General features: G+C 59.0%; 26 protein-coding genes. 11 read left to right on the top strand and 15 right to left on the bottom strand.

Going from position 1 to position 25,323, the window contains the following annotated elements:
• Positions 1-89: 89 nt before the first annotated feature.
• The 5 genes from ACPLPM_RS02195 to minD form a co-directional block, all read right to left on the bottom strand.
• Entirely contained in the window at positions 90-506 is a 417-nt protein-coding gene (locus ACPLPM_RS02195; protein ID WP_424358602.1) for a CBS domain-containing protein, read from the bottom strand.
• Between the two features lie 55 nt (positions 507-561).
• The gene (locus tag ACPLPM_RS02190) at positions 562-2,994 is read right to left on the bottom strand and encodes a hypothetical protein (RefSeq protein WP_424358601.1); all 2,433 of its coding nucleotides are present in this window, start codon (positions 2,992-2,994) and stop codon (positions 562-564) included.
• Positions 2,995-3,008: 14 nt separating this feature from the next.
• Positions 3,009-3,482: a TrmO family methyltransferase domain-containing protein gene (locus ACPLPM_RS02185; protein ID WP_424358600.1), complete on the bottom strand. Its 474-nt coding sequence runs from the start codon at positions 3,480-3,482 to the stop codon at positions 3,009-3,011.
• A complete protein-coding gene (locus ACPLPM_RS02180; protein ID WP_424358599.1) occupies positions 3,454-4,029 on the bottom strand; it encodes a PadR family transcriptional regulator in 576 nt (191 codons plus the stop codon). The genes ACPLPM_RS02185 and ACPLPM_RS02180 overlap by 29 nt, the downstream gene beginning before the upstream one ends.
• Positions 4,030-4,113: 84 nt before the next feature.
• Positions 4,114-5,367 (bottom strand): cell division ATPase MinD, encoded by a 1,254-nt coding sequence (gene minD / locus ACPLPM_RS02175; RefSeq protein ID WP_424358598.1) that lies wholly within the window; start codon positions 5,365-5,367, stop codon positions 4,114-4,116.
• Positions 5,368-5,569: 202 nt separating this feature from the next.
• Here minD and ACPLPM_RS02170 point away from each other — a divergent pair, with 202 nt between their 5' ends.
• From ACPLPM_RS02170 to ACPLPM_RS02160, 3 genes are all read left to right on the top strand, one after another.
• The gene (locus tag ACPLPM_RS02170; protein ID WP_424358597.1) at positions 5,570-6,592 is read left to right on the top strand and encodes a polyprenyl synthetase family protein; all 1,023 of its coding nucleotides are present in this window, start codon (positions 5,570-5,572) and stop codon (positions 6,590-6,592) included.
• A gap of 103 nt (positions 6,593-6,695) precedes the next feature.
• Entirely contained in the window at positions 6,696-7,460 is a 765-nt protein-coding gene (gene larB, locus ACPLPM_RS02165) for a nickel pincer cofactor biosynthesis protein LarB (RefSeq protein WP_424358596.1), read from the top strand.
• Between the two features lie 23 nt (positions 7,461-7,483).
• Positions 7,484-7,891, top strand: coding sequence for a hypothetical protein (locus tag ACPLPM_RS02160; protein ID WP_424358595.1), 408 nt, complete (start codon positions 7,484-7,486; stop codon positions 7,889-7,891).
• Between the two features lie 242 nt (positions 7,892-8,133).
• Here ACPLPM_RS02160 and ACPLPM_RS02155 read toward each other — a convergent pair whose 3' ends face one another.
• Positions 8,134-8,370 (bottom strand): pyridoxamine 5'-phosphate oxidase family protein, encoded by a 237-nt coding sequence (locus ACPLPM_RS02155; protein ID WP_424358594.1) that lies wholly within the window; start codon positions 8,368-8,370, stop codon positions 8,134-8,136.
• 136 nt (positions 8,371-8,506) lie between these two features.
• Positions 8,507-8,860, bottom strand: coding sequence for a hypothetical protein (locus ACPLPM_RS02150; protein WP_424358593.1), 354 nt, complete (start codon positions 8,858-8,860; stop codon positions 8,507-8,509).
• 517 nt (positions 8,861-9,377) lie between these two features.
• On the opposite strand from ACPLPM_RS02150, the gene ACPLPM_RS02145 reads away from it, so the two are divergent.
• Complete coding sequence (locus ACPLPM_RS02145; RefSeq protein WP_424358592.1) at positions 9,378-11,396, top strand: DUF460 domain-containing protein; 2,019 nt, start codon at positions 9,378-9,380, stop codon at positions 11,394-11,396.
• A 496-nt stretch (positions 11,397-11,892) separates the two neighbouring features.
• Here the strand turns inward: ACPLPM_RS02145 and ACPLPM_RS02140 are convergent, their stop codons facing one another.
• Positions 11,893-12,657 (bottom strand): hypothetical protein, encoded by a 765-nt coding sequence (locus ACPLPM_RS02140; protein ID WP_424358591.1) that lies wholly within the window; start codon positions 12,655-12,657, stop codon positions 11,893-11,895.
• 169 nt (positions 12,658-12,826) lie between these two features.
• On the opposite strand from ACPLPM_RS02140, the gene ACPLPM_RS02135 reads away from it, so the two are divergent.
• Positions 12,827-13,528, top strand: coding sequence for a glycosyltransferase (locus tag ACPLPM_RS02135; protein ID WP_424358590.1), 702 nt, complete (start codon positions 12,827-12,829; stop codon positions 13,526-13,528).
• A 414-nt stretch (positions 13,529-13,942) separates the two neighbouring features.
• Here the strand turns inward: ACPLPM_RS02135 and ACPLPM_RS02130 are convergent, their stop codons facing one another.
• From ACPLPM_RS02130 to ACPLPM_RS02120, 3 genes are read right to left on the bottom strand one after another with little or no spacing between them, the layout of a single operon-like run.
• A complete protein-coding gene (locus ACPLPM_RS02130) occupies positions 13,943-14,659 on the bottom strand; it encodes a UPF0280 family protein (RefSeq protein WP_424358589.1) in 717 nt (238 codons plus the stop codon).
• Positions 14,660-14,691: 32 nt separating this feature from the next.
• Positions 14,692-15,084 (bottom strand): 4Fe-4S binding protein, encoded by a 393-nt coding sequence (locus tag ACPLPM_RS02125; RefSeq protein ID WP_424358588.1) that lies wholly within the window; start codon positions 15,082-15,084, stop codon positions 14,692-14,694.
• The gene (locus ACPLPM_RS02120; protein ID WP_424358587.1) at positions 15,081-16,589 is read right to left on the bottom strand and encodes a homocysteine biosynthesis protein; all 1,509 of its coding nucleotides are present in this window, start codon (positions 16,587-16,589) and stop codon (positions 15,081-15,083) included. The genes ACPLPM_RS02125 and ACPLPM_RS02120 overlap by 4 nt, the downstream gene beginning before the upstream one ends.
• A gap of 240 nt (positions 16,590-16,829) precedes the next feature.
• Here ACPLPM_RS02120 and ACPLPM_RS02115 point away from each other — a divergent pair, with 240 nt between their 5' ends.
• The 4 genes from ACPLPM_RS02115 (at position 16,830) to ACPLPM_RS02100 (ending at position 20,278) form a co-directional block, all read left to right on the top strand.
• Positions 16,830-17,468: a MarC family protein gene (locus tag ACPLPM_RS02115; RefSeq protein ID WP_424358586.1), complete on the top strand. Its 639-nt coding sequence runs from the start codon at positions 16,830-16,832 to the stop codon at positions 17,466-17,468.
• Positions 17,469-17,563: 95 nt separating this feature from the next.
• Complete coding sequence (locus ACPLPM_RS02110) at positions 17,564-18,751, top strand: hypothetical protein (RefSeq protein WP_424358585.1); 1,188 nt, start codon at positions 17,564-17,566, stop codon at positions 18,749-18,751.
• A 213-nt stretch (positions 18,752-18,964) separates the two neighbouring features.
• Positions 18,965-19,531, top strand: a complete 567-nt coding sequence (locus tag ACPLPM_RS02105; RefSeq protein ID WP_424358584.1) for a TATA-box-binding protein — start codon at positions 18,965-18,967, stop codon at positions 19,529-19,531.
• 72 nt (positions 19,532-19,603) lie between these two features.
• Positions 19,604-20,278, top strand: a complete 675-nt coding sequence (locus ACPLPM_RS02100) for a DUF5591 domain-containing protein (RefSeq protein ID WP_424358583.1) — start codon at positions 19,604-19,606, stop codon at positions 20,276-20,278.
• A gap of 40 nt (positions 20,279-20,318) precedes the next feature.
• On the opposite strand, the gene ACPLPM_RS02095 is transcribed toward ACPLPM_RS02100, so the two are convergent.
• Positions 20,319-20,864, bottom strand: coding sequence for a flavodoxin family protein (locus ACPLPM_RS02095; protein ID WP_424358582.1), 546 nt, complete (start codon positions 20,862-20,864; stop codon positions 20,319-20,321).
• Between the two features lie 41 nt (positions 20,865-20,905).
• The gene (locus tag ACPLPM_RS02090) at positions 20,906-21,058 is read right to left on the bottom strand and encodes a hypothetical protein (RefSeq protein WP_424358581.1); all 153 of its coding nucleotides are present in this window, start codon (positions 21,056-21,058) and stop codon (positions 20,906-20,908) included.
• A gap of 320 nt (positions 21,059-21,378) precedes the next feature.
• Here ACPLPM_RS02090 and ACPLPM_RS02085 point away from each other — a divergent pair, with 320 nt between their 5' ends.
• Together ACPLPM_RS02085 and ACPLPM_RS02080 are read left to right on the top strand one after the other, a co-directional pair.
• On the top strand, positions 21,379-21,846 hold the full coding sequence (locus ACPLPM_RS02085; protein WP_424358580.1) for a GbsR/MarR family transcriptional regulator: 468 nt from the start codon (positions 21,379-21,381) through the stop codon (positions 21,844-21,846).
• 1 nt (position 21,847) lies between these two features.
• Positions 21,848-23,959: a hypothetical protein gene (locus tag ACPLPM_RS02080; protein ID WP_424358579.1), complete on the top strand. Its 2,112-nt coding sequence runs from the start codon at positions 21,848-21,850 to the stop codon at positions 23,957-23,959.
• Here ACPLPM_RS02080 and ACPLPM_RS02075 read toward each other — a convergent pair.
• Both ACPLPM_RS02075 and ACPLPM_RS02070 read right to left on the bottom strand, forming a co-directional pair.
• The gene (locus ACPLPM_RS02075; RefSeq protein ID WP_424358578.1) at positions 23,956-24,750 is read right to left on the bottom strand and encodes a DUF4013 domain-containing protein; all 795 of its coding nucleotides are present in this window, start codon (positions 24,748-24,750) and stop codon (positions 23,956-23,958) included. The genes ACPLPM_RS02080 and ACPLPM_RS02075 overlap by 4 nt on opposite strands.
• A gap of 213 nt (positions 24,751-24,963) precedes the next feature.
• The gene (locus tag ACPLPM_RS02070) at positions 24,964-25,254 is read right to left on the bottom strand and encodes a DUF7123 family protein (RefSeq protein WP_424358577.1); all 291 of its coding nucleotides are present in this window, start codon (positions 25,252-25,254) and stop codon (positions 24,964-24,966) included.
• Between the last annotated feature and the right edge of the window lie 69 nt (positions 25,255-25,323).

Genomic DNA, 25,323 nt, shown 5'->3' with positions numbered 1-25,323 from the left:
GTTAAAGTCGTATCGCCGCTCCCGGATAGCTAATAGATAGTCGAGAGTCAGGGGCTCTGGAAAACACCCCTGACTACTCCTCTGGCTTTTTACATAGACGACTTGGTGATCTCGTCGAACATGCTGTCCATGCCCGTCCGCATCTCCCGGGCGATGTCGGAGACCGAGACGATGCCTACCAGCTGGGAGTTGTCGTTGACTACCGGCAGTCGGCGGACCTTGTTATCGCCCATGGTTTTGAGGGCGTCGAAGATGTCGTCGTTCTCGCTGCACCCGACGATGTCTTTGGTCATGATGTCGGATATGGGCGTGTTCCTCGGGTCCTTTTGCTCGGCTACCGCCCGGATGGTGATCTGCCGGTCGGTCACGATGCCTTTGACGCTGTTCCCGTCTACGACGATTACTGTGCCGGTGTTCTGGTTCTTCATCTTCGCGGCGGCGTCCGCTGCCGTGGACTTCGTGTCCACGCACGCGATCTCGCTAGTCATCACGTCTTTGATTTTCATGAACATCCCCTACGTTAAAGTTCTGAAGCAGGTATCGGCCCGCGCGCATATTAGCTTATTTCGGGTTTCGGGCAGGTTGAAGCCGTCGGCTTTTCAGGAACGGCCCCAGCACTGATCCGGGGCTTGCAGCGAGGTCTTCAGGCGTTCCGGTTGCAATGATCCTGCCTCCGTCCGGGCCGCCTCCGGGACCCAGCTCGATCAGGTAGTCCATGTAAGAGAGGACGTCCAGGTTATGCTCGATTACTATGACTGAGTTGCCTCTGTCTGCCAGCCGGTCCATGATGGCCAGCAGCCGGGAAACGTCGTGGTCGTGCAGCCCGGCCGTCGGCTCGTCCATGACGTACAGCGTATGTCCCTTTCTGGACTTGCCCAGCTCTTTGGCCAGCTTGATGCGCTGGGCTTCGCCCCCCGATAGCGTAGTAGCAGGCTGCCCAAGCGTGATATAGCCCATGCCGAGCTCTTCCAGGATTTCCAGGAAACGACGGAGGCGGGGCTCGCCGTCGAAGACCTGCAGGGCCTCCGAGACGGTCAGGTCCAGCACCTCCCTGATGTTCCTCTCCCGGTACTTGATCTCCAGTATCTCCTGCCGGTAGCCGGTTCCCGAACAGTCGGCGCAGCGTACCTCTGCCCGGTCGAAAAAGGATAGCTCGATTTCCACTGTACCCGTTCCGCCACACCGGGGGCAGGAGCCCTTGTCGCTGTTGTAGGAGAAATGCCCGGCATCGTAGCCCCTTTCCACAGCCAGGCCCTGCTCTGCGAACATCCGGCGGATCGGATCCCAGATACCTATGTAGCTTGCCGGATTAGAAGTCTTCATCCGGCCGATGGGGGACTGGGTGATCACGACGCAGCCCGACAGACCTTCGCTGCCGTCGACACGGCCGCTTACCTCACTGACTGCCACCTCTTCTTCGCCTTCGACAACTTCCGGCTTACTCATCTTTTCCCGGACCAGAGGCACCAGCGTGTCGCTGATCAGCGAGCTTTTGCCGCACCCGGATACGCCGGCTATGCCGACCAGCATGCCCAGCGGAATCGAGATCTCGACGTTTTTCAGGTTATTCGTGGACGCTCCCCGCAACGAGAGATACCTCGTACCAGTCCCGAGCCTCCTTCTCTCGCCTGGCGCTTTACCAGGGACCTGGAGTTCACCAGCCAGGTATTTCCCGGTCACAGACTCTGCCGCATCGGCTATACTGTCCACAGGCCCCTGGTATACTACCTGGCCCCCGAGCCTGCCCGCGCCGGGTCCGAAGTCGATAATGTAGTCAGAGTGCTCGATGAGCTTTCGGTCGTGATCGACGACGAGCACCGTGTTGCCCCGGGCTTTCAGCTCGTTTAGCAGCGTCAGGAGGCTGGCTTTCTCCAGTTCGTGCAGCCCCTGCGAAGGCTCGTCCAGGACCAGCAGGAGGGAGTCCAGGTCAGCGCTCAAATGTGTCATCAGGTTCAGCCGCTGTACCTCGCCCCCAGACAGGGTGGTCATGCTGCGGTTCAGGCTGAGGTAGGCTATGCCTGCCAGCCGGGACTGCTCCAGCCTCCTGGCGAGGGTTGCCCGTAGTGCCAGCCCCTCGGAAGTACGGAAGCGGTCCCGATCGAGGCGGTTCAGGAAGTCGAGCAGCACGCCCATGGGCTGGGCTGCCAGTTCCCCGATGTGCTTTCCATTAACCATTATGGACCGGGCTTTTTTACCGATCCGGTGCCCCTCGCATGCCGGGCAGGTGATCCGGGTCATGAACTCCCGCTCGATCTTGCTGATCCTGTAGGCGCTGGAGGTCTTCGCGAGCGTTTTGTGCAGGTGGGGGATGATGCCTTCGAAGCCCGACTCGATGACACCGCTGAACCGCTCCGAGTTCCACTGGATCTGGAACTTTTTGTCGCACCCGTGGAGGAACACGTGCCTGATCTCCGGTGGCAGGTCGCGGTACTGCGTGTTGATGTCGAAGCCGTACGCTTCCGCCAGGGCGGGCATCAGGTTCTTGATGCCGCCGAAGGCGCCGTCCTCGCAGATCTGGAACAGGTTCCGGGAGGGGTCGGGGACGATCTTCCGCTCGTGGAACTCCCGGACGTAGCCCATACCTTTACAGTGCGGGCACCACCCGGCAGGCTCGTTAAAAGACAGGTTCCCGGTTTCGAGGCCCTGCCCGCTATCGCCTTCCAGGATAAACAGCTGACGGAGGAGGCTGTAGAGGCCGGTCCGGGTGCCGACGGTCGAGCGGGGGTTGGAGTAGAGTGCGGTCCGCTGCTCGACCGCGACTGCCGGGGACAGGCCGGTGATCTGGTCGAAGTGGCGCTCCTGTTCGGAGTGGTCGGGAAAGCCCAGTGCCTGCAGGTAGCGCTTCCGCCCTTCCTCGGCCAGCGTGTCGAAGGCGAAGGAGCTTTTTCCCGAGCCGGAAACGCCGGTGACAGCGACGATCTGGTTTTTGGGGATGCGCGCGCTCACGTCCCTGAGGTTGTGGATGCGGGCCCCGGTGACTACGATGTCTCCCATAGGTATGCCTCTGCTTAGTCCGGGCCTTCCCCCTCATCGGGGACCGGCCTGGCGAACTCTTCGGGCAGCCACCCGGGTATCCGGGGGTCTGCGACCTGGTCAGAAATGGGGAAGTACCCTTTCAGATCGAGGATTTCCGTGCCGTCGTACGCGTCGATGTTGGACACTACCACGACGCCTTCTTCCTCGTCGACGTCCACGATGCGGCAGACGGTGACCGCGATAGGGTTGGGCCTGTAAGGTGATCGGGTGGCAAAGATGCCGGTCAGCACTTTGTCCGCATAGAAAGGCTTCACCTGGAGTTTTGACCGGTATTCTTCAGTATCAAACCGGTCTGCCCACCAGATGACGACAACGTGGCTGAACTTGTCGAGATGCTTCAGCCCGGGCCTGAACTGCTCGTCTATCCTGAGCTGAACCCCGTACTTTGCCCGCTTGACTCGCCCGACAGGGGCGAGGTTATATGCCTTTGATGCTTTTGTCGCCATCGTCATCAATCCTTTTCCTTAACATATCGAGAAACTCGATCGCCCAGGCTTTCTCGGCCTTCATGTGTGCCAGTGGCCGCAGTGCGAGGGCCCGGTCGGTGTCAGGATAGCCGTTTGCCTGGAAAAAGTCGTCGAGCGCCCGGTAGTCGGCGATCATCCCGTCGACTGAAGAGGTGTAGCGCTCGAGGCAGGCGATCGCTTCGCTGTTGCTGAGCAAACTTATGTTCGCTACCGCAAGGTCGACCGGCGAGATCGGCCGCTCTGCAATCGAGAGGTTGTGCAGTATCTTTTCCCTGGTGGTAACTCGTCCCGGCTCTGTCACTGTGTAGACCTTCTGGGATACGTTGTTTTTCGAGAGCTTCAGCTGACTTTCGACCAGCCCCTTTTCTTCCAGCTTCCGCAGTACCCGATAGATGGAATAAAAGGAGATCTCCGTCCAGTAGCGCATGTTCCGGTCTTCGATCGTCTTTTCGATCTCGTAGCCGTGCATCGGCTTTTCGCACAGCAGGCTCAGCAGCGCGGCTTCGGCGTTCGACACTGGCATCATATTGTCACCTGACAATATTGGCATGCGTAAATATATAGCTGACGACTGCGGACAGACTGGTTAAAAAATGTGCCTGCGGCAGGATCAGGACTTGAACAGGGCTTCCATGAGCCTCGTTGCGAAAGGCCTCGCAGCCGGCTGCATGTCTCGCTTGCGGCCGGAGATGGTCTCGGCGACGTGGTAGATCTCCTTCGCCGTTTTAGAGCAGGGGTTGGCGAGGATGGCGGGCACTTTGTCCTTGCGCCTCATCTCCCCGTCCTCGGGCACCATGGCGATCACCGGGGTGCCAAAGTACTGCTCGATCTGGGACCGGCTGTACTGGTGGCCAGTCATATCATACCGGTTCAGGACGATGCCGGGCACCCGGACGTCGAGGATGCGGGCCATCTCCTGGACTTTCAGACCGTCGATCATGCTTCCCTCGTCCGGATTCAGCACGAGAAGCAGGTAGTCGGAGGCGTACAGGGAGAGCGCTACTTCTTTGTTGTAGCCGGCCGGGGTGTCGATCACGATGAAGTCGGCGTCCTTAGAAAAGTGGCCTATGACGTCGCCCAGCAGGTTGCGGTCTATGCCGAGGAAACCGGCGATGGACAGCCCGCTCGGTACGATGCGGAGCCGGTCGCTGAACGCCCGGTAGACCGCTTTGTCCGGCTCGGCTTTGCCCGAGAGAACTTCGTGCAGCGTGGCCTTCATGCTCTGGACGTCGATGCCCATGTACGAGGCCATGTTGCTCATGCTGGTGTCGGCGTCGAGCAGGACGGTGTCGAAGCCCATCTCGGCCAGCGCTATGCCGAGGTTGATGGAAAAGGTGGTCTTGCCTGTCCCGCCCTTGCCCGCGCCTACGGAGATGACTGTGCCTGATTTCCCTGCCACGGCAGGTTTTACTACAGGCATCTCAGGCGCTTGAGGTATCTCGACAGGAGGAGACGGGACTTCCGGCGGGGGAATCTTAGCGATGGGATCAGTAGCCGTGTCCTCGAAGATCAGCCGCGGAGGAAGGCTGCTCATGCCGGAGAGCAGGGCTGCATCCCGGTCGTCCGGCCGCTTTTTAGATGCCGGGTCCCGGAGAACCCGGGAAGTAAGCGAAGTGTAGACCAGCTCCCGGACTTCCCCCGGCTTCACCCCCGCCACGCGCCAGATGATCTTTCCGGCGGACGCCGAGGCAGCGGGCGCAACTCCCCCCGATCTCGCAAAGCACAGCATGCCGGAGATATCCTCCGGGTAAGCGTCCTCGACCGTGGCCTGGCTGACGAACTGGCCGCCGTTCCTCAGGATGATCACCATGCGGCCGCCCGCCGCGTCCCAGTACTTCCTGACCTCGACACCTGACTGCTCCATAGAGGCACCACATAATTATTTACAATTTGTTGCATATAACATTTTCCTACCTCGTAAGAAAAAGCTCAAAGGCGCCGAGATTACGATCTGGTACCAGTGGATTGCTTGCAGTGGCTTACAGTGCACCGTTCTCCGGGATTTTTATATAAGGGCGGGCTACGAAGGGTTTTAATATGTAAAAGTCAATAGGCACTTGAACACTATGGTAATCCCGGTCACCGCTATCCTCGAAAGCTATTCCGTTTACACGAACCAGGAAATAAAACGAATCCTCGACAGCCGCAAAAAGGTAGGGCTGCTCGGGGACATGATGATGTACCACCTGGGGTGGCGGGACGAGCAGCTGAACCCTTGCGAGTCCAAGGGCGGAAAACAGCTCAGGTCGACCATGTGCCTGCTGGCCTGCGAGGCGGTCTGCGGCAAGTTTGACAACGCGCTGCCTGGCGCTGCGGCAGTCGAGCTGGTCCACAACTTCTCTCTCATTCACGACGACATCGAGGACGGGGACGAAAAGCGCCGCCACCGGCCCACCGTGTGGAAGCTCTGGGGCGTACCCCAGGCCATCAACACCGGCGATGCCATGGATGTCGTCTCGTACATGGCCATTCTCGAGCTGAAAGTCAAGCCCGAGACCATGATACCGGTGCTGAAAGTCTTCAACGACACGATCATGCAGCTCTGCGAAGGCCAGTACCTGGACATGGACTTCCAGACCCGGAAAACGGTTACCGTAGAAGAGTACATCGAGATGATCACCGGGAAGACCGCAGCGCTCATCGAGGCGTCCACGGCCATCGGCGCCATGGCGGCCACCGACGACCAGAAGGTCATCGGCCACTTCAAGTCCTTCGGCCACAAGATCGGCATCGGCTTCCAGATCCAGGACGACCTGCTGGGCATCTGGGGTGACCCGGCGCTGACGGGCAAGTCCGCGAGGAACGACATCAGGAATAAGAAGAAGACGCTCCCCGTGTTATACGCCCTCCAGTACTCGAAGGACAGGGAAGAAATGAAGCAGCTGTACGCCAAAGAGCACTTCTCCGAAGCGGACATCGACCGCGTCTTCCAGATCCTCACCGAAGCCGGCGCCTACGAGTACACCATGAAGACGGCTCACAGGTACAGGGACGAAGCCCTTGCAGAGCTTGAAGGCCTGTGCCCCGGCAGCAAGGCCATGGAAGACCTCGTCGCCATAGGCCGGTTCCTGGTTGACAGGGACTACTGAAAACTTTTCTTACATTTTCCGGGAGCTTCGGAGCAGCCTACCGGAAAAGCTTTAATAACACTGGCCTCATGAGTCTAAATACTAGTTTCCCGGAGGGAAAACGATGAGCGTCCATGATGTCCTGGAGAAAGTGAAGCGGGGAGAGATCGGCATCGAAGAGGCCGAGCGGCTGCTGAAGATCGACTACGTGGAGAGAATCGGCAACCACACGGTCTTCGACATGTCCCGGGAGGCCCGGTCGGGCATACCTGAAGTGATCTACGCCGAGGGCAAGACCCCGGCGAAGGTCGGGGAGATCGTGGATGCCGTCATGAAGAAGAAGGGCATGGTGACCGTGTCCCGGGCTTCCGAGGCAGACCACGGGGAGATCGTCAGGCGCATCGGCAGCGAGGGAGTCGTCCACAAGCCCGAGGCCAGGATGATCGTGGTGGACAGACGGACGGAGAAGCCGGCGAAGACCGGGAAGATAGGTGTCCTCACCGCGGGCACGTCGGACATCCCGGTCGCGGAAGAAGCGGCCATCATCGCCGAGGTCATGGGCTGCGACGTGATCAGGGGCTACGATGTCGGAGTCGCAGGAATCCACAGGCTGCTCGACCCGCTCAAGCTGATGATCTCCGAGGGCGTCGCCTGTATAATAGTGGTGGCGGGCATGGAAGGAGCTCTCCCGTCAGTCGTGGCAGGCATCGCACCAGTACCGGTGATCGGCGTGCCCACCAGCATAGGCTATGGCCTGGGCGCCGGCGGTGTCGGCGCGCTGACGACGATGCTCCAGTCCTGCTCACCCGGCCTCGTGGTCGTCAACATCGACAACGGGTTCAACGCGGGCGCCACGGCGGCGCTGATCGCTAAACTGAAGAATAAGTAAAAAATAAGTGCCGACACCTCTCCATGAGCACGGGAAGGTGTCGCCAGACTTCTTTTCTATACCAGCCAGGCTCAGCAGACGCCGCAGCTGCTGATGCCGCAGCCGCCAAGGCCGCCGAGACCGTAGCCGCCGAGACCGTAGCCGCCGAGACCATAGCCGCCCAGGAACGGACTGCCAAAGCCGCCGAGACCAAAGCCGCCGAGACCGAGGCCACCGAAGCCAAGCCCACCAAGGCCGAGACCACCGAAGCCGAAGCGGTTAAATCCGCCGAAGCGGTTAAATCCGCCGAGACCACCGAAGCCGAGGTTGCCGAACCCGAGGCCGGTGCCAAAGCCAGTGCCAAAGCCGGAACTCAGAGCCGATGCACTGCTGGCTGCGCTGGCGCCGCCGAAGCCAGCTCCTGCGCTCGAAAGTGCAGATGCACTCCCTAATTGTGCCGAGGCCGGTGCTGCGACCAGGAAGCCGATTACTAATGCCGCGAAGGCATACATAGCGATTCTACTTAGGTTTGTCAGAAGTTTTCCCCCTACAAAAAGTGATCACTGCCACTGACGATAAAAAGGCTGGGCCGGAAAATCACAAAAGCGGCGATTGGAACAGGTGTGTTACAGATAATAAGGACGGTCGGAGACCGCCCGGGCTTTCGTCGTACAGGGCAAGATGTAGTGAGGAATTACCAGCCGGCCTTTCCAGTCGTCTCCCGGACAAAGTCCAGCTTGAGGCCTGTCGGCGCGGTGTGGAAGTACAGGCAGCTCTGGCCGGCGTCGTACCCGTAGCTCAGGGTGACCACGTTCGGCTCGTTCTCCCGACACATGGCTATGACCGCATATTTGCCGGCTTTAAGGATGTCGGCTATAATGCCCGGATCGGTGATCTCACGCTCTGCCTTGTTCATGTGATACTTTGCCAAAAGCAACCCCCGCAAAGATAGCGCCCGTTATACCTCAGACCAGATAAGCTTAGCCGTGACTAATCTGAAAAAAGCCGAAGCGCTCCGGGCAGAGCCGGAACGCCGGTCCGTGATGATCTGCGGTCTTAAGCGAAGCTTACCAGAACACCCGCTGCTGCCACCAGGGATTGTACATGCCCCAGTTGTTCCAGCCGAAACCGCCCCACTTGTTAAACCACGGGTTCCAGCCGCCGAAGCTTCGGCCGCCCCAGCCGCCGAAACCCCAGCCGCCGAGACCGAGACCGCCCCAGCCACCCCAGCCACCGAAGCCGCCGAGACCGAGGCTGCTGGCGCTGGCACTGCTGGCAGCGCTGGCGCCGCCGAAACCTCCGCCTGCGGCAGCTGAACTACTGGCAGCTGCAGAGGCCTGCGCAGCAACCGGCACCGCCAGCATGCTGACGATGGCCAGTGCTACAAATGCGAATGTCGCGATTTTGCTTACATGTGTCATGTGTTCATCCCCTACAATAATAGATCAATCGGGCCATTAATAAAAAGACAGACCCCCAATTTTACAATAAAAGCTGTTATTGCAAGTTTTTTAAGGTTAAAACGGCGTATTTGCAGGCTAAACAGATAATCGGATGAAAATTGTGGGTTAAAACGCGTGAATGCTTGAATTATCCGGCAAAATCGATGGAATGCCGGAGCAATTTGTCATCTTCAGGAGGGCCGGTCGAGGGAATACGGCAGCCTCCCCATGGCAATTTTTCGGCTCCTTGCCGGGTACGTACAGCGAATACGATAATGCCGGGATTGTGGTAGCGTCCAGAATATGTATTTTATATAGATAATTTTAATACTGTCCCCGCCCAACCAGATATTGACAGTAATCGGGGAGTGAGGCGAAGGCAGGCCGCGCCGAACGCCGTCTGGTACGCCGCACTCGAGGCATGAAAAACTTTTTGAACCGCCGTGGTGCACATTTGTGCAGCACAAATCTGAAAACCACAGATTCACACACGACAATGCCATCCCATTCCCCTAACGTCATATTCGGCGTCGACATCGTGCACGGGTCCAGCCGGTCTCGGGAAACGCCCCGGTACGCTCTCGTGATCCTGAACGGCGAAGTCGAACGCTTCCCGGACATCAGCCTTTTTAAGCTTTTACGGATGATCCGCCAGTACCGCCCGGACATACTCGCAGTGGACAGCATTACCGAGCTTGCCCCGAACCGGAAAGAGCTCATCGCCCTGCTGAAGCGCCTGCCATCGGACGTCAAGTTAGTCCAGGTGACCGGCAACGAGCACCAGGAGCCGTTAACCCGGCTGGGTAAGGAGAAAGGCATCGTGTTCAATCCGCTCATCCCGGTGGAGGAAGCGTTCGCGTGCGCCTGCCTTGCCGCCATGGGAGTCGGTTACATAGTATCAGTGTTCGAGGACAAGACGATCATCAAGGTCAGCCGGGCCAGGTCGCCGGGCAGAGGCGGGTGGAGCCAGAACCGGTACCGCCGCAAAGTGCAGGGCAAGGTGAGGGAAAAGGTGAGAGACATAGAGGCGAAGCTGAAGGCTGTAGATCACGAGGCCAGCGTGACCCAGGGCTTCGGAGGCCTGGTCAACGGCACCTTCGTGGTCAACAAAAAGCGGTCGGAGCTAGGCGCTTTAATCCACAACTCCCGGGAGGAGGACGTGCAGGTGACCGTCACCAGCGTAGAGAAAGATACTATCGAGTTCATACCCCTGGAAAAGAAGAGCAGAGAGCACCTGATCGTAGGCGTCGATCCGGGGACTACGATCGGCGTCGCCGTCCTGAACCTGAAGGGCGAGCTCAGAGGCCTGATCAGCTCCCGGGTGATGTCCATCCCGGACGTGGTCGAGTACATCCGGGAGTTCGGCAAGCCAGTGATCGTCGCTACGGACGTGGTGCCCCCTCCCGACACGGTGGAGAAGATCAAGAGATCGTTCAAGGCCACGCTGTTCGCTCCCGACGAGCGCATTTCAGTCGACGAGAAAGTCAGGCTCGGCAGGCCGTACGGGTACAACAACGACCACGAGAGAGACGCACTGTCTGCCGCCGTCAAGGCGTTTAACACTTACAAGAACAAGTTCGCGCAGATCGACCGAAAGGCGCCGTCTCATCTGGCCAACGACGTGAAGGCCATGGCCATCGGCGGCACGGCGATCGAGGCTGCGATCGGCCAGCTGACACCGAAGCAGAGTCCGAAGCCCAGGGCCTCAGCTCCGGCCCCGGAGCCGGCCGAAGGCGAGGCCGGAGAGAGGCTGGCAGAGCTCCGGGAGCAGCTCCGCAAGAAGGACGAGCAGATAGAGAACCTGCGTTCCTACGTATCCGAGCTGAAGAGGGAATCCCGGGACACCAGACAGCGGCTGGAGGCCAGAGAGCGCAAGCTGAACAGCCTGCAACAGCAAGGTCTCGACGACCTCAGGAAAAGCAAGGAGATCACCATCCGGGACAAGGAGATCGACCGGCTCAAGAAGGAGGTCTACGACGAGCGCAAGCGCAACGCGGAGCTCAGGTCCAATATCGACCGGCTCAAGCAGATCCGGGTGCTCGAGTTCAGGGGCGACAAGTCCCCGGTAAAGATCATAGAGAATCTGAGCAAGGATGCCATTCTCGCCTGCGACAAGAAACTGGGCCTCAAGCCCGGGGACATCGTCTTCGTCCGGGACGCCGGCGGCGGCCCCCAGGCGGCCTCGATGCTCATCGAAAAGGGCGTGCGCGTCGTCATCCGGGGCACCTTCATGTCCCACCTGGCGGAGGAGAAGTTCCTGGAGGCGAAGATGCCCGTCGTATCAAAAGAGGACGTCGGCCTCAAGTTAGTGGACGACTTCGCCATACTGGACAGCCACAAGCTGGACGCCGCCATCGAGCGGTGGAAACAGTCGCTGGCGAAGAACGAGAAGGAGAAGAACGCCGAGTGGTTCAACGGCATCATCGCGGACTACAAGTCCGAGCGCCGGCGGGAGTACCGGAAAGAGCAGCGGCAGAGCGTGAACCAGTATAGCGACTACCCGGACGAAGAATAAGGGTAGCCGGCTGCCACCCGTAAGTTCCCTGTCGAAACCGGTGTCCCGCAATAACAAGTTAAAAGGTGGGAGGCCGGGGAGTTCCCGGGAGGTCGGGCAGGATTTCAAGCAGGGAGGTCAGAGAAGGTCAGAGGTCGGAGAGGAGGTTGGGGAGTGTGGAAAGGTCTGAGAGGATAATGGGGTATTATTCTTGACTTTTCTGATGAGCGCCCGTACCAGTTACACGAAGTACACAAGGTACACGAAGTACGCGAAGTACGATAAAAGGGCTGACTGTAATCCGATCTTATAGTTAAACTTCGCGTACTTTGCGTACTTCGTGTAAACGGTACCTGACAGTCCAAGAAAGGTCAGATATGATCATCAAATATTATTCTCTCTAACCTCTGGCTCCTCTTATAACCTCCTCCCAGATCTCCTGACCTCCCGAACCTCCCAGCTTGAAAATCCTCTCTATCCTCCTGGTACCTCCAGGACCTAAAAGTGTCCACGGGACTTAGTGCATTATTCTGGCCTGGCTGGTGTAATAAGGCCGGGAGATGTCGACGCCGGTAACCTGTTCGGTATCTCCGTCGACATACGTTTTTACCAGCAGGTACGGGTTCACGTCGGTATTTTTCAGCCAGTACTTGTGCTCGGTGACGTCGATCCACGTGTTGCTCTCGGCGATGTAGCTGGTATCCAGGGTAACAGCGCTGTCTCCGGTGACGCTGCCTTCGGAGACTCCGAGCTGGACGTGGATGTCCGGCCGGACGTTGTCCACGTAGTTTTTGTAGGCGACGTTCTGCACCAGCACCGAGGTGAACCCGGCGACCGAGTGCGAGGAGCGGTTGACGACGTAGGTGACCGACCAGCCGGAAGCGCGGGTATAGTTGCCGTCGTAGTACTGGCCCAGCCCGATCTTCACGTCCCCGGCCTCTACGTCCCCGGGCGGCCCGAGGATCATGTGGTACGGGTCGGCGGGGTCGATGGCGGCCGAGTAGTACGGCGTGGACACGTAGTCGGCCTCTACGATGATGCCTTCGTTGTTGAGCGCCCGGTACTCGGCCTGGTGGGCCTCGACCCAGGCCATTTTGGCCGCCTGCATGTCGGGCAGGTAGTCGGCCATGACAGCCTTCGAGATTTCCCGGTGCTGCTGCTTGTAGTGGTCGAGCTCCTGGTTAGCGGACTGCAGCGCGAGGTAGTTCAGCGCGCAGGCTACCAGCAGCACCAGAAAGACGGCGGTGATCGCCGCGTACAAAAGCTGTTTCCTGCTTACCATGATCGTGCCCGCGCTTTACTCTCGTATCCTAAATGGTCGGGGCAAATATATCAATTTACGGGCGCAGCCCGAAAGATTGATAAGGCTTATAACCCATGAGAAGCATTATCGGAATGACCTGCGCACCGTTCGATCACAGTGCGCCATAGCGTCTCCGTAAGGTGAAAAAATGGACATATCTGTCGTCATTCCCGCGTATAACGAGGAAAAATATCTGGAGAGGTGTCTGAAGTCTCTTCAGCGCCAGCAGTTCGGCGGGAACTACGAGGTCATCGTCTCGGACGACAGCAGCACCGACGGGACGGCAAAGCTCGCGGACAAGCTCGCGGACAAGGTGATCACCCACCCCAAGAGCACCATATCACATGGCCGCCAGATCGGCGCCGACGCCGCGAAGTACGAGGTCATCGCTTTTACCGATGCAGATACGTTCATCCCGCCCAACTGGCTTTCCAGCCTCGCCTCCAGCCTCGGAGACGAGCAGGCCGCCGGGGTGCACGGGAACCTGATGCCGCTGGACGGCACCCGCCTCGAAAACCACTTCTGCAGGTACGTCCTGCCCCCTTACTCCAGTCTGATGGTCAAGATCAACAAGCCCTCGGTCCCCGGGGCCAACTTCGCCGTCAGGCGAGAGGCCTTCAAGAAGGTCGGCGGCTTCAACGTCCGCCTCTCCACAGGGGAGGACGTGGAACTCTGCAACCGGGTCAAGTCCATCGGCCCCATCCGCTTTAATCCGGATGCCATCGTCTACGTTTCGACCAGGCGCATCCGCAAGTGGGGCTACATGAAAACCGTTTCTTTCCACATCTCCAACACCCTCAGGCTCCACGCCTTCGGGAGCGGGGAGATAGAGTACGAGCCGGTTCGGTAGCCGGAGAATCGGAAGGCTGGAAACGTTAAGCTTTTTCTAAACCGCAACGGCACAGCTCAGTATCCTGACAACTGAGATCAAATATTCAAACCACGGCGACACCAAGACAGAGCATTACCCATAACCTTACTATCCAATCGTTTCAGCCTGACTTTCGATCAATAGCCTGAAGGAAGCGAAACATATCTGTCTCCGTGCCGTCAGCCCGCCGTGCCGCCGTGGATCTAAAAAGAGGGCCTTGCTATTCTAGTACGGTCATCTCCGTGTCGCCGTGCCGCCGTGGTTCCAGTAACCATCCGGCTTGTCGTTTCTCGCTCTGTCTCTGTGTCGCTGTGCCGCCGTGGTTAGAACATCTGATTTCCAGTTGTCAGAATAACGAGCCGTGCCGTCGTGGTTAGCTCACCTGCATAAGCTTCAGTCGCCTTTGGTGATCTTCTCGTAGTCGACGTGGGCACGCACTATCCGGGGCAGCTTTCCGTAAGTGGCCATCTTGTCGCCGATGATGCCGAGGGCGCCGGTAACCTCCGGCACGCTTTTCAAAAAGTCGAAGGCCATGGCCAGCGAGGCTTCGTCGACGATGCGGTTGCCGAGGGCGGTGGCGGCCGCGTCTGACAGCGAGACATCATCTGAAATGACGAGGGCCGCGTCGGAGTTGCCGAAGCTGATGGACGGGCCGACGGTGGCCGAAGATGTGCAGACGCCGAGGATGGTGTCCCGGGGCGGAATTTCGAGGGCCAGGCCTTTGATGGGCGATTCTCCGGCGTAGATGCCCACGACCACGGGCTCGTCGTTGATCAGCGCGATGTCCCCGCCGTTGTCCACTAACGCATATTTCGCCCCGGCCGCTGCCATCGCCTCCACCGCCAGGCACCCGATGGTGCCCGCCACCGCCGCCATCGGGCCGACGCCCACTTTTGCCGTAGCCACGCACATCCGGCGTACAACTTCCGGAGCAGCGACAGGGCACTCATAGGGCTCCAGCGTGCTCCGGAAATACGGGTTCCGGGCGATGAAAGCCTCCAGCTCACCCCGGACTTGGTAAATAGTGTCCAGGCAGACCGGGTGGTAGGCCTCGTCCGCTATCACCGTGATAATAGTCTCTCGAATCTGGTACTTCGCCGTCTTTCTCATAAAAAAGAATGGGGGTTTGCACCCCGGTACTTTTACTGTTTGTCCGACAGTCTGATGGCACTGGTCGGGCAGGCGTGGGTGCAGGTGCCGCACTGGACGCAGGCGGCCTTGTCGATGGTGACCCGCCAGTCGTGCTCGTACGAGATGGCGTCGACGGGGCAGACGGAAACGCAGGCGCCGCAGTGGACGCACTGGTTCTCGTCCTTGACGATGGCCTCGCCTAGCTTGGTCACGTCTACCTTCTTTTTCCTCAGCACGCTGACGATGGAGCGGCAGCTCTCTTCGGGCACGCTGATCACGATCTCGCCGCTGGAGCCGTCCACCCTGGCCAGCTCGATGTCGATCTTCGCGCCGGTTTCGAGGATGGTTTCGGCGAGGATGGGCTGGCGGATGATCTCCGGGTTGAACTTCAGTCGTAGTTTCACTGGCCTGACCCCCTTGCGAGCAGCTTGCTCAGACATTCTGCGGTGACGATGCCCAGTACCTTGCGGTCGTGGTCGATGACCGGCAGGGCGGAGATGTTGTGCTTCTCCAGCAGCCTGACCGCCAGGTCTACCGGGTCGTCGGGACCTACGGTGATCACGTTCTTGGTCATCACCAGGTCGAGCCGGTCCCGCTTAGACAGGGCGACGGCCTTGGACACGTCCCACGCGGTGATGATGCCCACGAGGCGCTTTTCATCGTCCACCACGGGCAGGTGGTTAAACCGGTCCTTGATGATAGTCCGGGCAGCGTCGTCCACGCTGACGCCGGCTCTGGTGGTCGCCACTTTCCTGACCATGATGTCCTTCACCAGCGGCAGAGCCACCGTCTCTTTCATCGGCCGGGCGATCGTGGTGCGGCTAATAGTCTCGGCAGGGCCGTTGAGGAAGAACTTGCCTTCCTTGATCCAGGCTTTCAGCTCGAAGGCCACTTTCCGGGCGTTGTAGAAGCTGGACAGCGAGGAGGTCTTGACGTCCTTGCCGTTGATCTCCACGGACCCGCTCTTCAGCTGCTCGTAGGTCACGTCCCTGAAGGCCGGCCTGCTGCGGCGGGGCACCGAGTAGTCGTAGATCGTGGTCGTGATGTCCGCGTCGGATACCGCGGTAAACCGGGCCATGTCCTCGTCGAGGATGGGGATGGGTATGCCCAGGCCCAGGAACATGGTGGTGCCGTACCGGTAGAACGAGGCCGCCCTCAGGTAGTCCCGGCTCATCTTCTTGAGGTCGCCGGTCACCATCAGCGTGCCGAAGCCGCCAGTGGGGCTGTGCTGGGTGCCTTCCGAGACGATGTAGCCCGGGGCGCCGCCCAGGAAGATCCGGGTGCCCGGGCCTACGGTCCGGTACTCGGGGTCGTTCGACAGCGGCGACAGAACGCCGGCGCCGGAGTAGGTGACATTGCCGTTGTTCGGCAGCAGCGTGCCCATGTACGTGTAGATGGGCTTGGGAGAGCCGTTGGTCGCCGCGTTGTACCGCTGGTACCCGTTCCGGGGGTTGACCATGGTAGCCTGGTTGACGTCGTCCAGCGTGATCCGGGTTTCGATCTGCTTCCTCGGGTAGCAGTCCGTTCCGTAGGCGGTCGCTTTGAGCGTGACCTCCTTGCCGGCGAGCAGGTCCTCGATGACGTGGGACCCGCCGTATTCCATGCCTCTTGACTCCGACAGCTGGGTTGCGCCCAGGTATGCGTCGACAGCGGCGATGCCGGTGTACGCTTCCACGTCGTTCATGAAGACGCGCTGCATCTTGATGGGCGGGTCGGAGTGGCCGAAGTTGAGGAAGACGCCTGTGGAACACATGGCTCCGAACGTGCCTGTTGTTACCACGTCCACCTGGCGCGCCGCTTCCCTGACGCCCAGTTCCTGTACCAGGGTAGTCATCTCCTCTGCCGTCACTACGTTGACAGAGCCCTCCCTGATCTTCTGGTTGATTTCTTCGATGGTCCTGAGTACCATGGTTCCACCTGATACGTTACATACTACATAGTGTAATAACAACCGGCACTATTTATAATTGCTGGTAATAATGGGCCCGGTTAACAATTGATAAGTGCACCCGCAGGATGAAATAGCTATTGCCAGATCCCACGCCAGTTCCCGGGCTTGCGGTCGCAGCCGCCAGCGTTGGCCGCCCGCCCCCCTTTTTGAATACTGTTATCATCGCTCTGCCCCACCTTATGAGCGAGAGGGGGTCACGTGAACTTCGAGCTGTTCATCAGCGCCGTCATATCCATTTTCGTCATGTCCGACCCGTTCGGCAACATACCGATCTTTCTCTCGCTCACGGGTGGCATGAGCGGCTCCGAGCGCCGGTACGTGATCACGAAGGCGTCGGTAGTCGCCACAATCATCCTCTTCATCTTCGCCATCGTGGGGCAGCCCGCCATGACCATCCTGGGCATATCGCTGAACTCGCTGAGCATTGCGGGCGGCATGTTATTGCTGTTAATCGCGCTGGACATGCTCATGAGCACGGGCATGCACGCCAAGAGGACGGAAACTACCGAGAGCGGGGCCCAGGAAGAGGAGAGTGATTCTGTGGCCATCACCCCCATGGCTACGCCGCTTATCGTGGGGCCCGGGGTGATGGCGGCGACGGTGGTGTTCATGAACCGGGCGACCGGAATCCTTGATCAGGTACTCGTTCTCGCTGCCGTGCTGGTAGCGATGCTGGGCTCCTGGATCATCGTGGTGAACAGCGACCTGCTTTTCAGCATCCTCCACCGGGATGGGACGAGGGTCCTGACCAAGGTCATGGGCATCGTCCTGGCGGCCATCGCCACGGAGATGGTGATCTCCGGCCTGCTGAACGCCTTCCCGGTCCTCGGAGGATGACGGACGCAAGAGCGTACGCCGTACGGTTTGCGTTCGTGCGCTGTCGCGCCGCCGGGCGGTGGAAATCAGTTTTATTTTATGATAAGAATATAAATATGGCGGTAGTAGGATTCGATGGCGTTCCTATGAGGTATATCGTCATTATCGCTATCGCTCTGACAGCAGTGCTGGCCATCACGCTGGCAAGCTTCCACTTTACCCCGCCTTCGCTGGACTGGACGGGGGACCCCGGCCAGAGAAGCGTGCCCACGATCAGCCCGAAAGTGTGCCTGATCAGCGTCGACTACCTGAAGAACGCCACGAAGGAGTCCGGGCCGGGCAGGCTGAGCAGTAACTGGCGGGACTTTATCGCGAGGGGACAGACAGACGTGACAGGACAGGCAGCATATCTCGGATTCAACTACACGGCTTCGGCAGGGGCGCCATATACGACAGGGGAATTCTACTATACGGGCGAGTCATTTGACGGCAGGCGGGTGTACGTGTCGGCCGCGGACCCGAGAAAGGCGAGGGTGCCCGAGGCGATCTACCTGCAGGCCGGCGGCAACTTTACCAGGTATGCTATCGCCGACAGGCCGCCAGTGTACGCGTACACGCTCTGCGGGGCCTACAACACGAACGAGACGGTAGGGTTCGGGCTGGCCAACGACGCCGGCGGGAGCATGGAGCTGAGGAACGCGGCGCCCTACGAGATCCAGAGAAAGGAGGGTACTAACTGGGTCACTGTTTTCGCCCCCGTTGCGGCGCAGGTGATCGTGCCCATGGAGAACGGCACCTTCCGGGAGTGGCAGTGGAATCAGCGGCTGGACGACGGCAGCCTGGCGCCTTTCGGGGAGTACCGGGCGGTGATCGCCGACAGGTACGTCACAAGCTTCAGCATATCGGCGGACACGCCCTCGGTAGAGCGGACGCAGCAGGACTTCACAAGAGAAAGTGCCGAAGACAGGTTCGTCTCCCCGCCCCAGGCGGGCTCTCTGACCACCGCATATCCCCCGGCCCCGTACAGCGAGCAGCTCCGCAGGGACATTGCCAGCGAAATGATGTTCAAGGCCTGGGCGCACAAGCTTGACCCCGCATCCCTCAGGGCTGCGATCAACGCCACGGGAATGCAGGATGACGAGACCATGTTACCTTGCCTGGCGGTGCGGGCGACTTACGAGGGCCGGCCGGCATGGATCGTCGTTTTCACCTACGGCGGCAGGGAAGTGATGCTCTCCCACGTCAGGTATTTCGTGGTCGGAGACGACGGGACGATAGTGGCAGCGGGGCCGATCAGCGTCTGATAAGGAATTATGACTTTTTCATACCAGCGGGAAGGTAGTATATAAAGTATATATACCCCGTGTGACTTTAATACATATTTAAATATCGCGATAACGATTATTGGCTTTTTACCGGCGGCAGGTTTAGCCGCTTACTAGATGGCCGGTAATACTAACAACATATATATAGTTTAAATACTCGTTATAAACGAGCTTAAAGAAAGAGGCCTTACAATGAGCAAAGCTGACGAAGCCAAGAAGACGATTACAATCGAGAACGTCGTAGCGTCCACCGCTATCGGGCAGGAGATCGACCTCAAGTCCGTTACGCTGGCCCTCGATGGCGCCGACTACGACCCCGAGCAATTCCCCGGCCTGGTCTACCGCACCAAGGACCCCAAGACCGCCGCCCTCATCTTCCGCAGCGGCAAGATTGTCTGCACCGGTGCCAAGAGCATCGAAGACGTGGACCGCGGCCTCAAGAAAGTGTTCAAGAAGATGGACAGCGTCGGCATCAAGGTCGCCGACAACCCGGAGATCACCGTCCAGAACATCGTCGCCTCGGCTGACCTGGGCTCCGTGCTCAACCTGAACGCCATCGCCATCGGCCTCGGCCTCGAGAACATCGAGTACGAGCCCGAGCAGTTCCCGGGCTTAGTATACAGGATCGACACGCCTAAAGTGGTCGTTCTGCTGTTCGGCTCTGGCAAGCTGGTCGTCACCGGCGGCAAGAAGCCGAAGGACGCCGAAGAGGCAGTGGACAGAATCGTAAGAGAACTTGAGGGATTAGCCTTAATCTAAGGCTTCCCCATCATCTCCTTTTTCACCTTTTGAAAGAAACTATTTTATCTCTCGTAGCTGGTATTATCGACAATGATCATCCCCGAGCACGAGCGCAGCAGAGAGCCTATGAAAGGCGAGAGGGTCCTCAACCACCCTGATATGATCCGGGCCAACGAGTGGATCCTCCACGAGTACCAGGCGCCAGAAAAGGAGTACTGCGTGTTCGTGCCTTGCGCGAAAGCCAAGCCCTATCACCTGAGCCCGTCGCACCAGATGTACGACCGGATCATCTTCTCTGTCCTTAAACCTGAGGAGACGCACATCGTGGTTTTTGGGACGTGCGGCGTCACCCCCCGGGAACTCGACACCGAGTACCCGTTCATGAACTACGAGTTCATGCTGGGCCGGTGCGACGTGGTTTCTGTCAAAGACGAGTTCGTCAGGAATGAGAGCAGGAAGCTGGCCGCTTACCTGGAGAAGACCAGGCACAACTACAAGCACCGGGTCGCCTACTGTCTGGGCGATTTCCGCAAGGCGATGCAGAAGGCGCTGACGTTGACCGACGTCCCGGTCACGATCGCCCCGAAGGACGAGACGCTGGAAAACAATGTGCAGCCTGAGAAGTCGTTCAAGTACGGGTCTCTGTCACGCCGGCCGTATTTACAGGACCTGAGCGATGTGCTGTGCGATCTTAAAAAAGTGCCACGCCGCACCGTGGGCGTGACCGAGCAGTCGATCAACGACACCGACTGGTACCTGATCTAAAAAAATAAGGGTACAGCAAGCCTCTTGCTATGGGGCCTTTTCAGTCCAGAAGCTTCGCCGTGAACCCGGCGCACTGGCTGTCCATATCCCGGTTCTGAGAGATAACGGCGCTAGTTTTCAGTCCGGCCTCTGTGGGAAACGGCTGTTCCGAGTAGTTGTTCCCTATGGCGAAAGCGCCTATCACGGCGCCTTCCGGGGGAACCATGGTCGTCAGGTACGACTGCACACTGCTGCTGACGACTCCGCCGTAGATGGGGCCGCCGACGACGATGACGTTATAGCTGGAAACGTCGGCTGCCGCCGTGCTGTTGATGCCGGCGAGGCAAACCTCATAGCCCTTATCTCTCAGGTCGCCGGCGATGAGCTTCGCGGCGGTCTCAGGGTTGCCCGACAGGCCCGGGTTGTAGACGACCAGCGCTTTTCCAGCGACAGTGCCATCCGGCGCCAGCATTTGAGAATCTGTGGCCCGGCTGCTCAGTGTGTCCGTTCCGACGTAGCCCATGAAGGCTACGAGGCCAGCTACTGCCAGCACGCCGAACACGACTATGGCCGCAATTGCGATTATGACTAGCTTTAGTATTTTCATAGTTTACGCCTCCTATCCCGGGGTAGCCGTTTACTCCGGCCTCAGCCCGACTTGATCATTTCTCTGGCAAATCGGGCGGCTGTGTCCATGTCCGCCTGGTCCGAATGGCCCCTGCTCACGGATTGTATGAACTGGCCCTTACAGGTAAAGCTGCCGATGACGCTCGCTCCCTTTTGTTTCAGGGTTACTGCCATGGCGTCGATCTCCGTCCCTTTGACATCCCGGCCGCGGTATCAATTTATATAGAGCTAAGATATACATAGTGACTTGATATACATCTTAAGCATAGGTACTATGTGATACCGCAAATATATAAATCTATTTGTGGGCGGGGCGTAGCCGTACGTACGCCTAAATGCCTGTAGGTGGCTCAAGCGTTTGTTTAGACATCCCTTTTCTACCTGGCTCCGACCTGTCTGTTCGCATTATCCGCCATTGCTAGTGTCAGCCCTTGCGAAAGGCTTAAATAAATACAGTTCAGTATGTTCAGTAATTACTGAACTAAGTGAACGATATGAGCGACAGACACAGTGAAGACGAGTTTATCGAGAAGATGGGCCTGTTTTTTGAGAAGAGCAGCAGGTTCCCCAGGATCGCCGGGAAGATCTTCGCCTTTCTTTTGATCTCCGATCCGCCGGAGCAGACGGCCGGGCAGATCTGCGAGAGGCTGCTGATCGCGAAAAGTTCGGTGAGCACCATGATGAGCCTGCTGGTCAGGGGACACGTGGTGGAAGAACTGACCAGGCCGGGAGAGCGCCCGGTGTACTACAGGCTGAAAAAGGGCGGCTGGGAAGAGATGTTCCTGCTGAAGCTGCAGAGCATGACCGCCATCCGGAGCCTCCTGAAAGAGGGGAAGGTTGTGCTGGACGGGAAAGACCCGGAGCTGGCGGCCAGGATCGAAGATCTGGATGGACTGTACGCCTTCTTAGAGGCCGAGATCCCGGTGCTGATCGAAAAGTGGAAGGACAGCAGGAGGCCTTAAGATGAGCAGCGACAGCCAGTATAAGCCCGGCATCTTAGAGTTCGTCAGATATGCCGTCAAGAACATGAACGTTTTCAGGGCCGTCAGGACCAGGGACCGGACCCGGGCCAGGCTGTATCTCACCAACATGGCGATCGGTAAAATGAGCTACGAGGACCCGGCGTACGTGCAGAGAGTCAGGGAATACGACCAGGCCATGATCGAGTACTACAAGGGCAAATGGTATGCGACGCTCGCGTCCCGGACCCGCCGGAAGGATGACTGGCAGAGGGCTTTCGAAGGTTTTAAAAACGCGGACAGGATCGCAGGTGAGCTGTCCTGGCGCCTGAAAGAGGGCAGGGCAACGCCGGTGCAGTTCAAAGAATCCCTGGTAGAGGCCGGAGGGACAGAGATAAAGTTTGCCGACGGCGTCCCGATGGTCCCGGAAATCACCCCGGTGGTCATTCTGCAGGGCTCGGATTATGAGATGGGTTACCAGTATGCGCAGCAGCTGGTCCAGGTCTTCGGAAAATGGATCCTGGAGAGGCACGCCGGCAAAGCGCAGGAGGAGCAGGAGATAGAGGAGCTGCGGACCTGGGAGAAGCAGCACGCTGAACATACACCCTGGCTGGCAGATTTCTGCAGGGGATGGGCTGACGGTGCCAGTGCACTGGGAATCGGCATGTCGTACGACGAGGTCCTCGACCTGTGGGTGGGGCATAAGCGTCCGGCAGCAGATTACCTGGACACAGGAGGCCTGCCGGAGCTCCCTCGCCTGGCCTGTTCAGGGGTCGCGGCCTGGGGCAGGGCGACGAGAGACGGTAAGCTGGTCACCGGCTCTACGGGCGACCACGACCTGAGCTACCAGATCACGATTGTCGCCTTTCCGGACCAGGGGAACAGCTTCATCTATTCCCCGTTCGGCGCTACGGGAGATATTGCCGGGCTAGGAGACCTGTACTTCTTCGGGCACCCGGCGATCAACAGTAAGGGCCTGGCCTACGTGCACCACGGCGGAGGCCCGAAGTACCTCGACTCGAGAAAACACTGGGGGTACGGCATAAGAAGGGCAGCATCGGTCATGCATATCCTCCGGTTTTGCGACGGCGCCAGAGAAGCCCGGTCGATGGAGGAAGCCTGGCCGATCGGGGACGTCGGCCTGGGAGACTACGCCACGGTCGGAGGGTTTTACGCGGACGACACCTACGGGTACGTGATCGAGGGGAGGAAAGATCCTGCAGCCATAAGGGAAGCGGGCATGCTCGGCGAAACAGACTTCATCTACGCCAACAACAGCGCAGCCCATCCCGCAGCGATTGAGTCGGAGTGGATGAGGGAACACAGGGACGATTGGCTCTGGGACGAGCACGGCGGGTGGAGGCCAAAAAAGCCCACGGGGATGACTAAGTCCATAGGCTTCTTGTTAGCCTGGTTCAGCGGCCGGTTCAGCGCCAGCGATACGCTGAGAAAGGCGATGATGTTCACATATACGAACAGCTGCAGCAGGAACAGGTACTTCTACCGCATGATGACCGAGGGGTTCGGCAGGATAGACCTGGAGTACATGAAGACGGTCTTCAGGAACGGGGGCACCATCCCGGAGGGGCAGTGGGAAAAGATCGTGAAAGCGTACGAGCAGGAAGGCACGTGGGGCGAGATCTCCACTGGCCACGCCTCCAATGCTATGACCGTAGTTGCAAAGCCGGGCGAAGGCCTCTACTGCATGTGCACGGGCCCTGCAACAAGAGGCCTTGCCCCCATGATGCCAAGCGCAGCCATCCCGATTTTCCGGGAGACCAACGCGTTCTGGGAAATAAAGCTGGCTTCGACGCCCGGGGAGGTCGTCGCGTATTCGAGGGGCAGGGCGGCAGAATTCATCAGGGCAGCGAAGGAAGCCGTCGGACGCATCGAGAAAACGTCTCCTGCATATCAGCCGCTTCACGAGCTGGTAAGCCTCGCGGAGCGGGAGTTCGAGGCTGGAGAGCGCTTGTGCCGGGAAACGGAAAGCGGAGACTCCCCGGTGTACAGGCTGTCCAGGGCACTGAGAGCTTACACCAGGGCACAGGTAAGGGCGGCCCAGGCGTATCAGGCACTGTCGCCGGTCCCGGATGTGGAAAAGCGGGAGAAGAGCTAATCCGCGCTTTTTAGTTTCCCGTCTTTCCGCAGGTAGCGGATCTGCCTGCCCCGGAGGAAAGTGTTCGAGGCCAGCCCGGCGAAGAAGAGCCAGGGGGATATTGCCGTGAACAGTATGAAGGGCAGAGAGTAAGTCCGGTCGATGCCGGGCACGGCGGCGATCAGCAGCCCGGGGATGGCGAAGATGAGGCCGATGATGCCGAATGAGAACATCTTGCTCAGCAGCAGCTCCGGGTTCGCTACGGTCCACCTGAGCGTCTTCACGGGGTTCAGGGCCGACCGAAGGCTGCCGTAGATCGCGTACCGGAGCCACGCGTTGCTGAAGAGCGTCATGAAAGTGAAGGTCATCGCCATACTGGTCACAGTGATGATCACGGCGGTCGAGGAAAAGCCGGAGTAGCGAACGTTGTACCCCATGAAATCGCCGGCCCCGGGGGGCCTGGTGATCGCCATCCCGGGAAGGGTGAAGATTTCCGCGAGGAGCAGTGCCGCGAACGGGAGTATGATCAGCGCCCCGTAGACGAGCCCGATAGCCAGAACACGAAGGCCGTTCCCGAACATCGCCCGGATCCCCCGGAGCTCAGGCAGACGCTCGTTTCCTGCCATAACTGAGGTGAGGCACTCGTGCATATAGCCCAGCAGTAGCGGTATGCCGGCTGCTACGTAGCACAGGACCACGAACAGTCCGCCGATAAACAGCTGCAGCCAGCCTGAAACGCAGTAAGCCAGCGAGCCGCAGGTATCGTCTACGATTCTGGCTGCCACTTCTCTGATCGGGCTGTTTTTACTCATGGGATAACCAATCGACGCCGGATGCTAAAAATCTTTCCGGGCTGACAGAATTTTGCGTAAAAGCAGGTTCCCCTGCCGCAGGCCGCCTGCAAGCAGTGGCAGGCGGCCTCTGGCATAGGAGGTCGGATTGGATAGAGCTTGTTTCTCAGCAAGCGTTATTGGCTATGGGATTGCGTTGGGAGGTAAATGTCATTTACCAGGTGGTGAGTCTGATCAGGCCCGGACGTTGGCCGGCGCGTTGCGGTACGCCGAGGTCCCGGGCCGGGACTCCACCCGCCAGGTGGTGCTCTTGGAGTAGCTCCACTTTTCGATCCGCAGGTCGGTGCAGTCGTCGGACAGCATCTTCATGTTGGTGCCCACTTCTTTGGAGGTCATGCCCAGGTCCCGGGCGATGTACTTGGACTTGAAGTAGCACTTGCCGTCCTTGAGGCCGTTTTTAAGGTATTCGAGAATCGCTTCCTGGCTTCGGTTATACGATTCCTTTAGCGGTATTTTGTCAAACATGGTCTGATTACATCCTCTCGGTTGAGCCATAAGGCGGGTGATAGGGCTCCGGGCCATGTGCCTTACCCG

The organism is Methanocella sp. MCL-LM (assembly GCF_049676595.1).
Lineage (GTDB): Archaea > Halobacteriota > Methanocellia > Methanocellales > Methanocellaceae > Methanocella_A.
The sequence above is the reverse complement of the archived record's forward strand: the minus strand, read 5'-3'. Positions and strand labels throughout refer to the sequence as shown.

What these genes read in the sequence shown, in the direction of transcription:
- ACPLPM_RS02145 (WP_424358592.1), top strand. Translation starts at nt 9,378, where the DNA reads ATGCCATCCCATTCCCCTAACGTCATATTCGGCGTCGACATCGTGCAC.
- ACPLPM_RS02100 (WP_424358583.1), top strand. Translation starts at nt 19,604, where the DNA reads ATGATCATCCCCGAGCACGAGCGCAGCAGAGAGCCTATGAAAGGCGAG.
- ACPLPM_RS02135 (WP_424358590.1), top strand. Translation starts at nt 12,827, where the DNA reads ATGGACATATCTGTCGTCATTCCCGCGTATAACGAGGAAAAATATCTG.
- ACPLPM_RS02190 (WP_424358601.1), bottom strand. Translation starts at nt 2,994, where the DNA reads ATGGGAGACATCGTAGTCACCGGGGCCCGCATCCACAACCTCAGGGAC.
- ACPLPM_RS02185 (WP_424358600.1), bottom strand. Translation starts at nt 3,482, where the DNA reads ATGGCGACAAAAGCATCAAAGGCATATAACCTCGCCCCTGTCGGGCGA.
- ACPLPM_RS02090 (WP_424358581.1), bottom strand. Translation starts at nt 21,058, where the DNA reads ATGGCAGTAACCCTGAAACAAAAGGGAGCGAGCGTCATCGGCAGCTTT.
- ACPLPM_RS02110 (WP_424358585.1), top strand. Translation starts at nt 17,564, where the DNA reads ATGGCGGTAGTAGGATTCGATGGCGTTCCTATGAGGTATATCGTCATT.
- ACPLPM_RS02120 (WP_424358587.1), bottom strand. Translation starts at nt 16,589, where the DNA reads ATGGTACTCAGGACCATCGAAGAAATCAACCAGAAGATCAGGGAGGGC.
- ACPLPM_RS02080 (WP_424358579.1), top strand. Translation starts at nt 21,848, where the DNA reads ATGAGCAGCGACAGCCAGTATAAGCCCGGCATCTTAGAGTTCGTCAGA.
- ACPLPM_RS02130 (WP_424358589.1), bottom strand. Translation starts at nt 14,659, where the DNA reads ATGAGAAAGACGGCGAAGTACCAGATTCGAGAGACTATTATCACGGTG.
- ACPLPM_RS02105 (WP_424358584.1), top strand. Translation starts at nt 18,965, where the DNA reads ATGAGCAAAGCTGACGAAGCCAAGAAGACGATTACAATCGAGAACGTC.
- larB (WP_424358596.1), top strand. Translation starts at nt 6,696, where the DNA reads ATGAGCGTCCATGATGTCCTGGAGAAAGTGAAGCGGGGAGAGATCGGC.
- ACPLPM_RS02160 (WP_424358595.1), top strand. Translation starts at nt 7,484, where the DNA reads ATGAGCACGGGAAGGTGTCGCCAGACTTCTTTTCTATACCAGCCAGGC.
- ACPLPM_RS02170 (WP_424358597.1), top strand. Translation starts at nt 5,570, where the DNA reads ATGGTAATCCCGGTCACCGCTATCCTCGAAAGCTATTCCGTTTACACG.
- ACPLPM_RS02180 (WP_424358599.1), bottom strand. Translation starts at nt 4,029, where the DNA reads ATGATGCCAGTGTCGAACGCCGAAGCCGCGCTGCTGAGCCTGCTGTGC.
- minD (WP_424358598.1), bottom strand. Translation starts at nt 5,367, where the DNA reads ATGGAGCAGTCAGGTGTCGAGGTCAGGAAGTACTGGGACGCGGCGGGC.
- ACPLPM_RS02140 (WP_424358591.1), bottom strand. Translation starts at nt 12,657, where the DNA reads ATGGTAAGCAGGAAACAGCTTTTGTACGCGGCGATCACCGCCGTCTTT.
- ACPLPM_RS02095 (WP_424358582.1), bottom strand. Translation starts at nt 20,864, where the DNA reads ATGAAAATACTAAAGCTAGTCATAATCGCAATTGCGGCCATAGTCGTG.
- ACPLPM_RS02085 (WP_424358580.1), top strand. Translation starts at nt 21,379, where the DNA reads ATGAGCGACAGACACAGTGAAGACGAGTTTATCGAGAAGATGGGCCTG.
- ACPLPM_RS02150 (WP_424358593.1), bottom strand. Translation starts at nt 8,860, where the DNA reads ATGACACATGTAAGCAAAATCGCGACATTCGCATTTGTAGCACTGGCC.
- ACPLPM_RS02075 (WP_424358578.1), bottom strand. Translation starts at nt 24,750, where the DNA reads ATGAGTAAAAACAGCCCGATCAGAGAAGTGGCAGCCAGAATCGTAGAC.
- ACPLPM_RS02070 (WP_424358577.1), bottom strand. Translation starts at nt 25,254, where the DNA reads ATGTTTGACAAAATACCGCTAAAGGAATCGTATAACCGAAGCCAGGAA.
- ACPLPM_RS02195 (WP_424358602.1), bottom strand. Translation starts at nt 506, where the DNA reads ATGAAAATCAAAGACGTGATGACTAGCGAGATCGCGTGCGTGGACACG.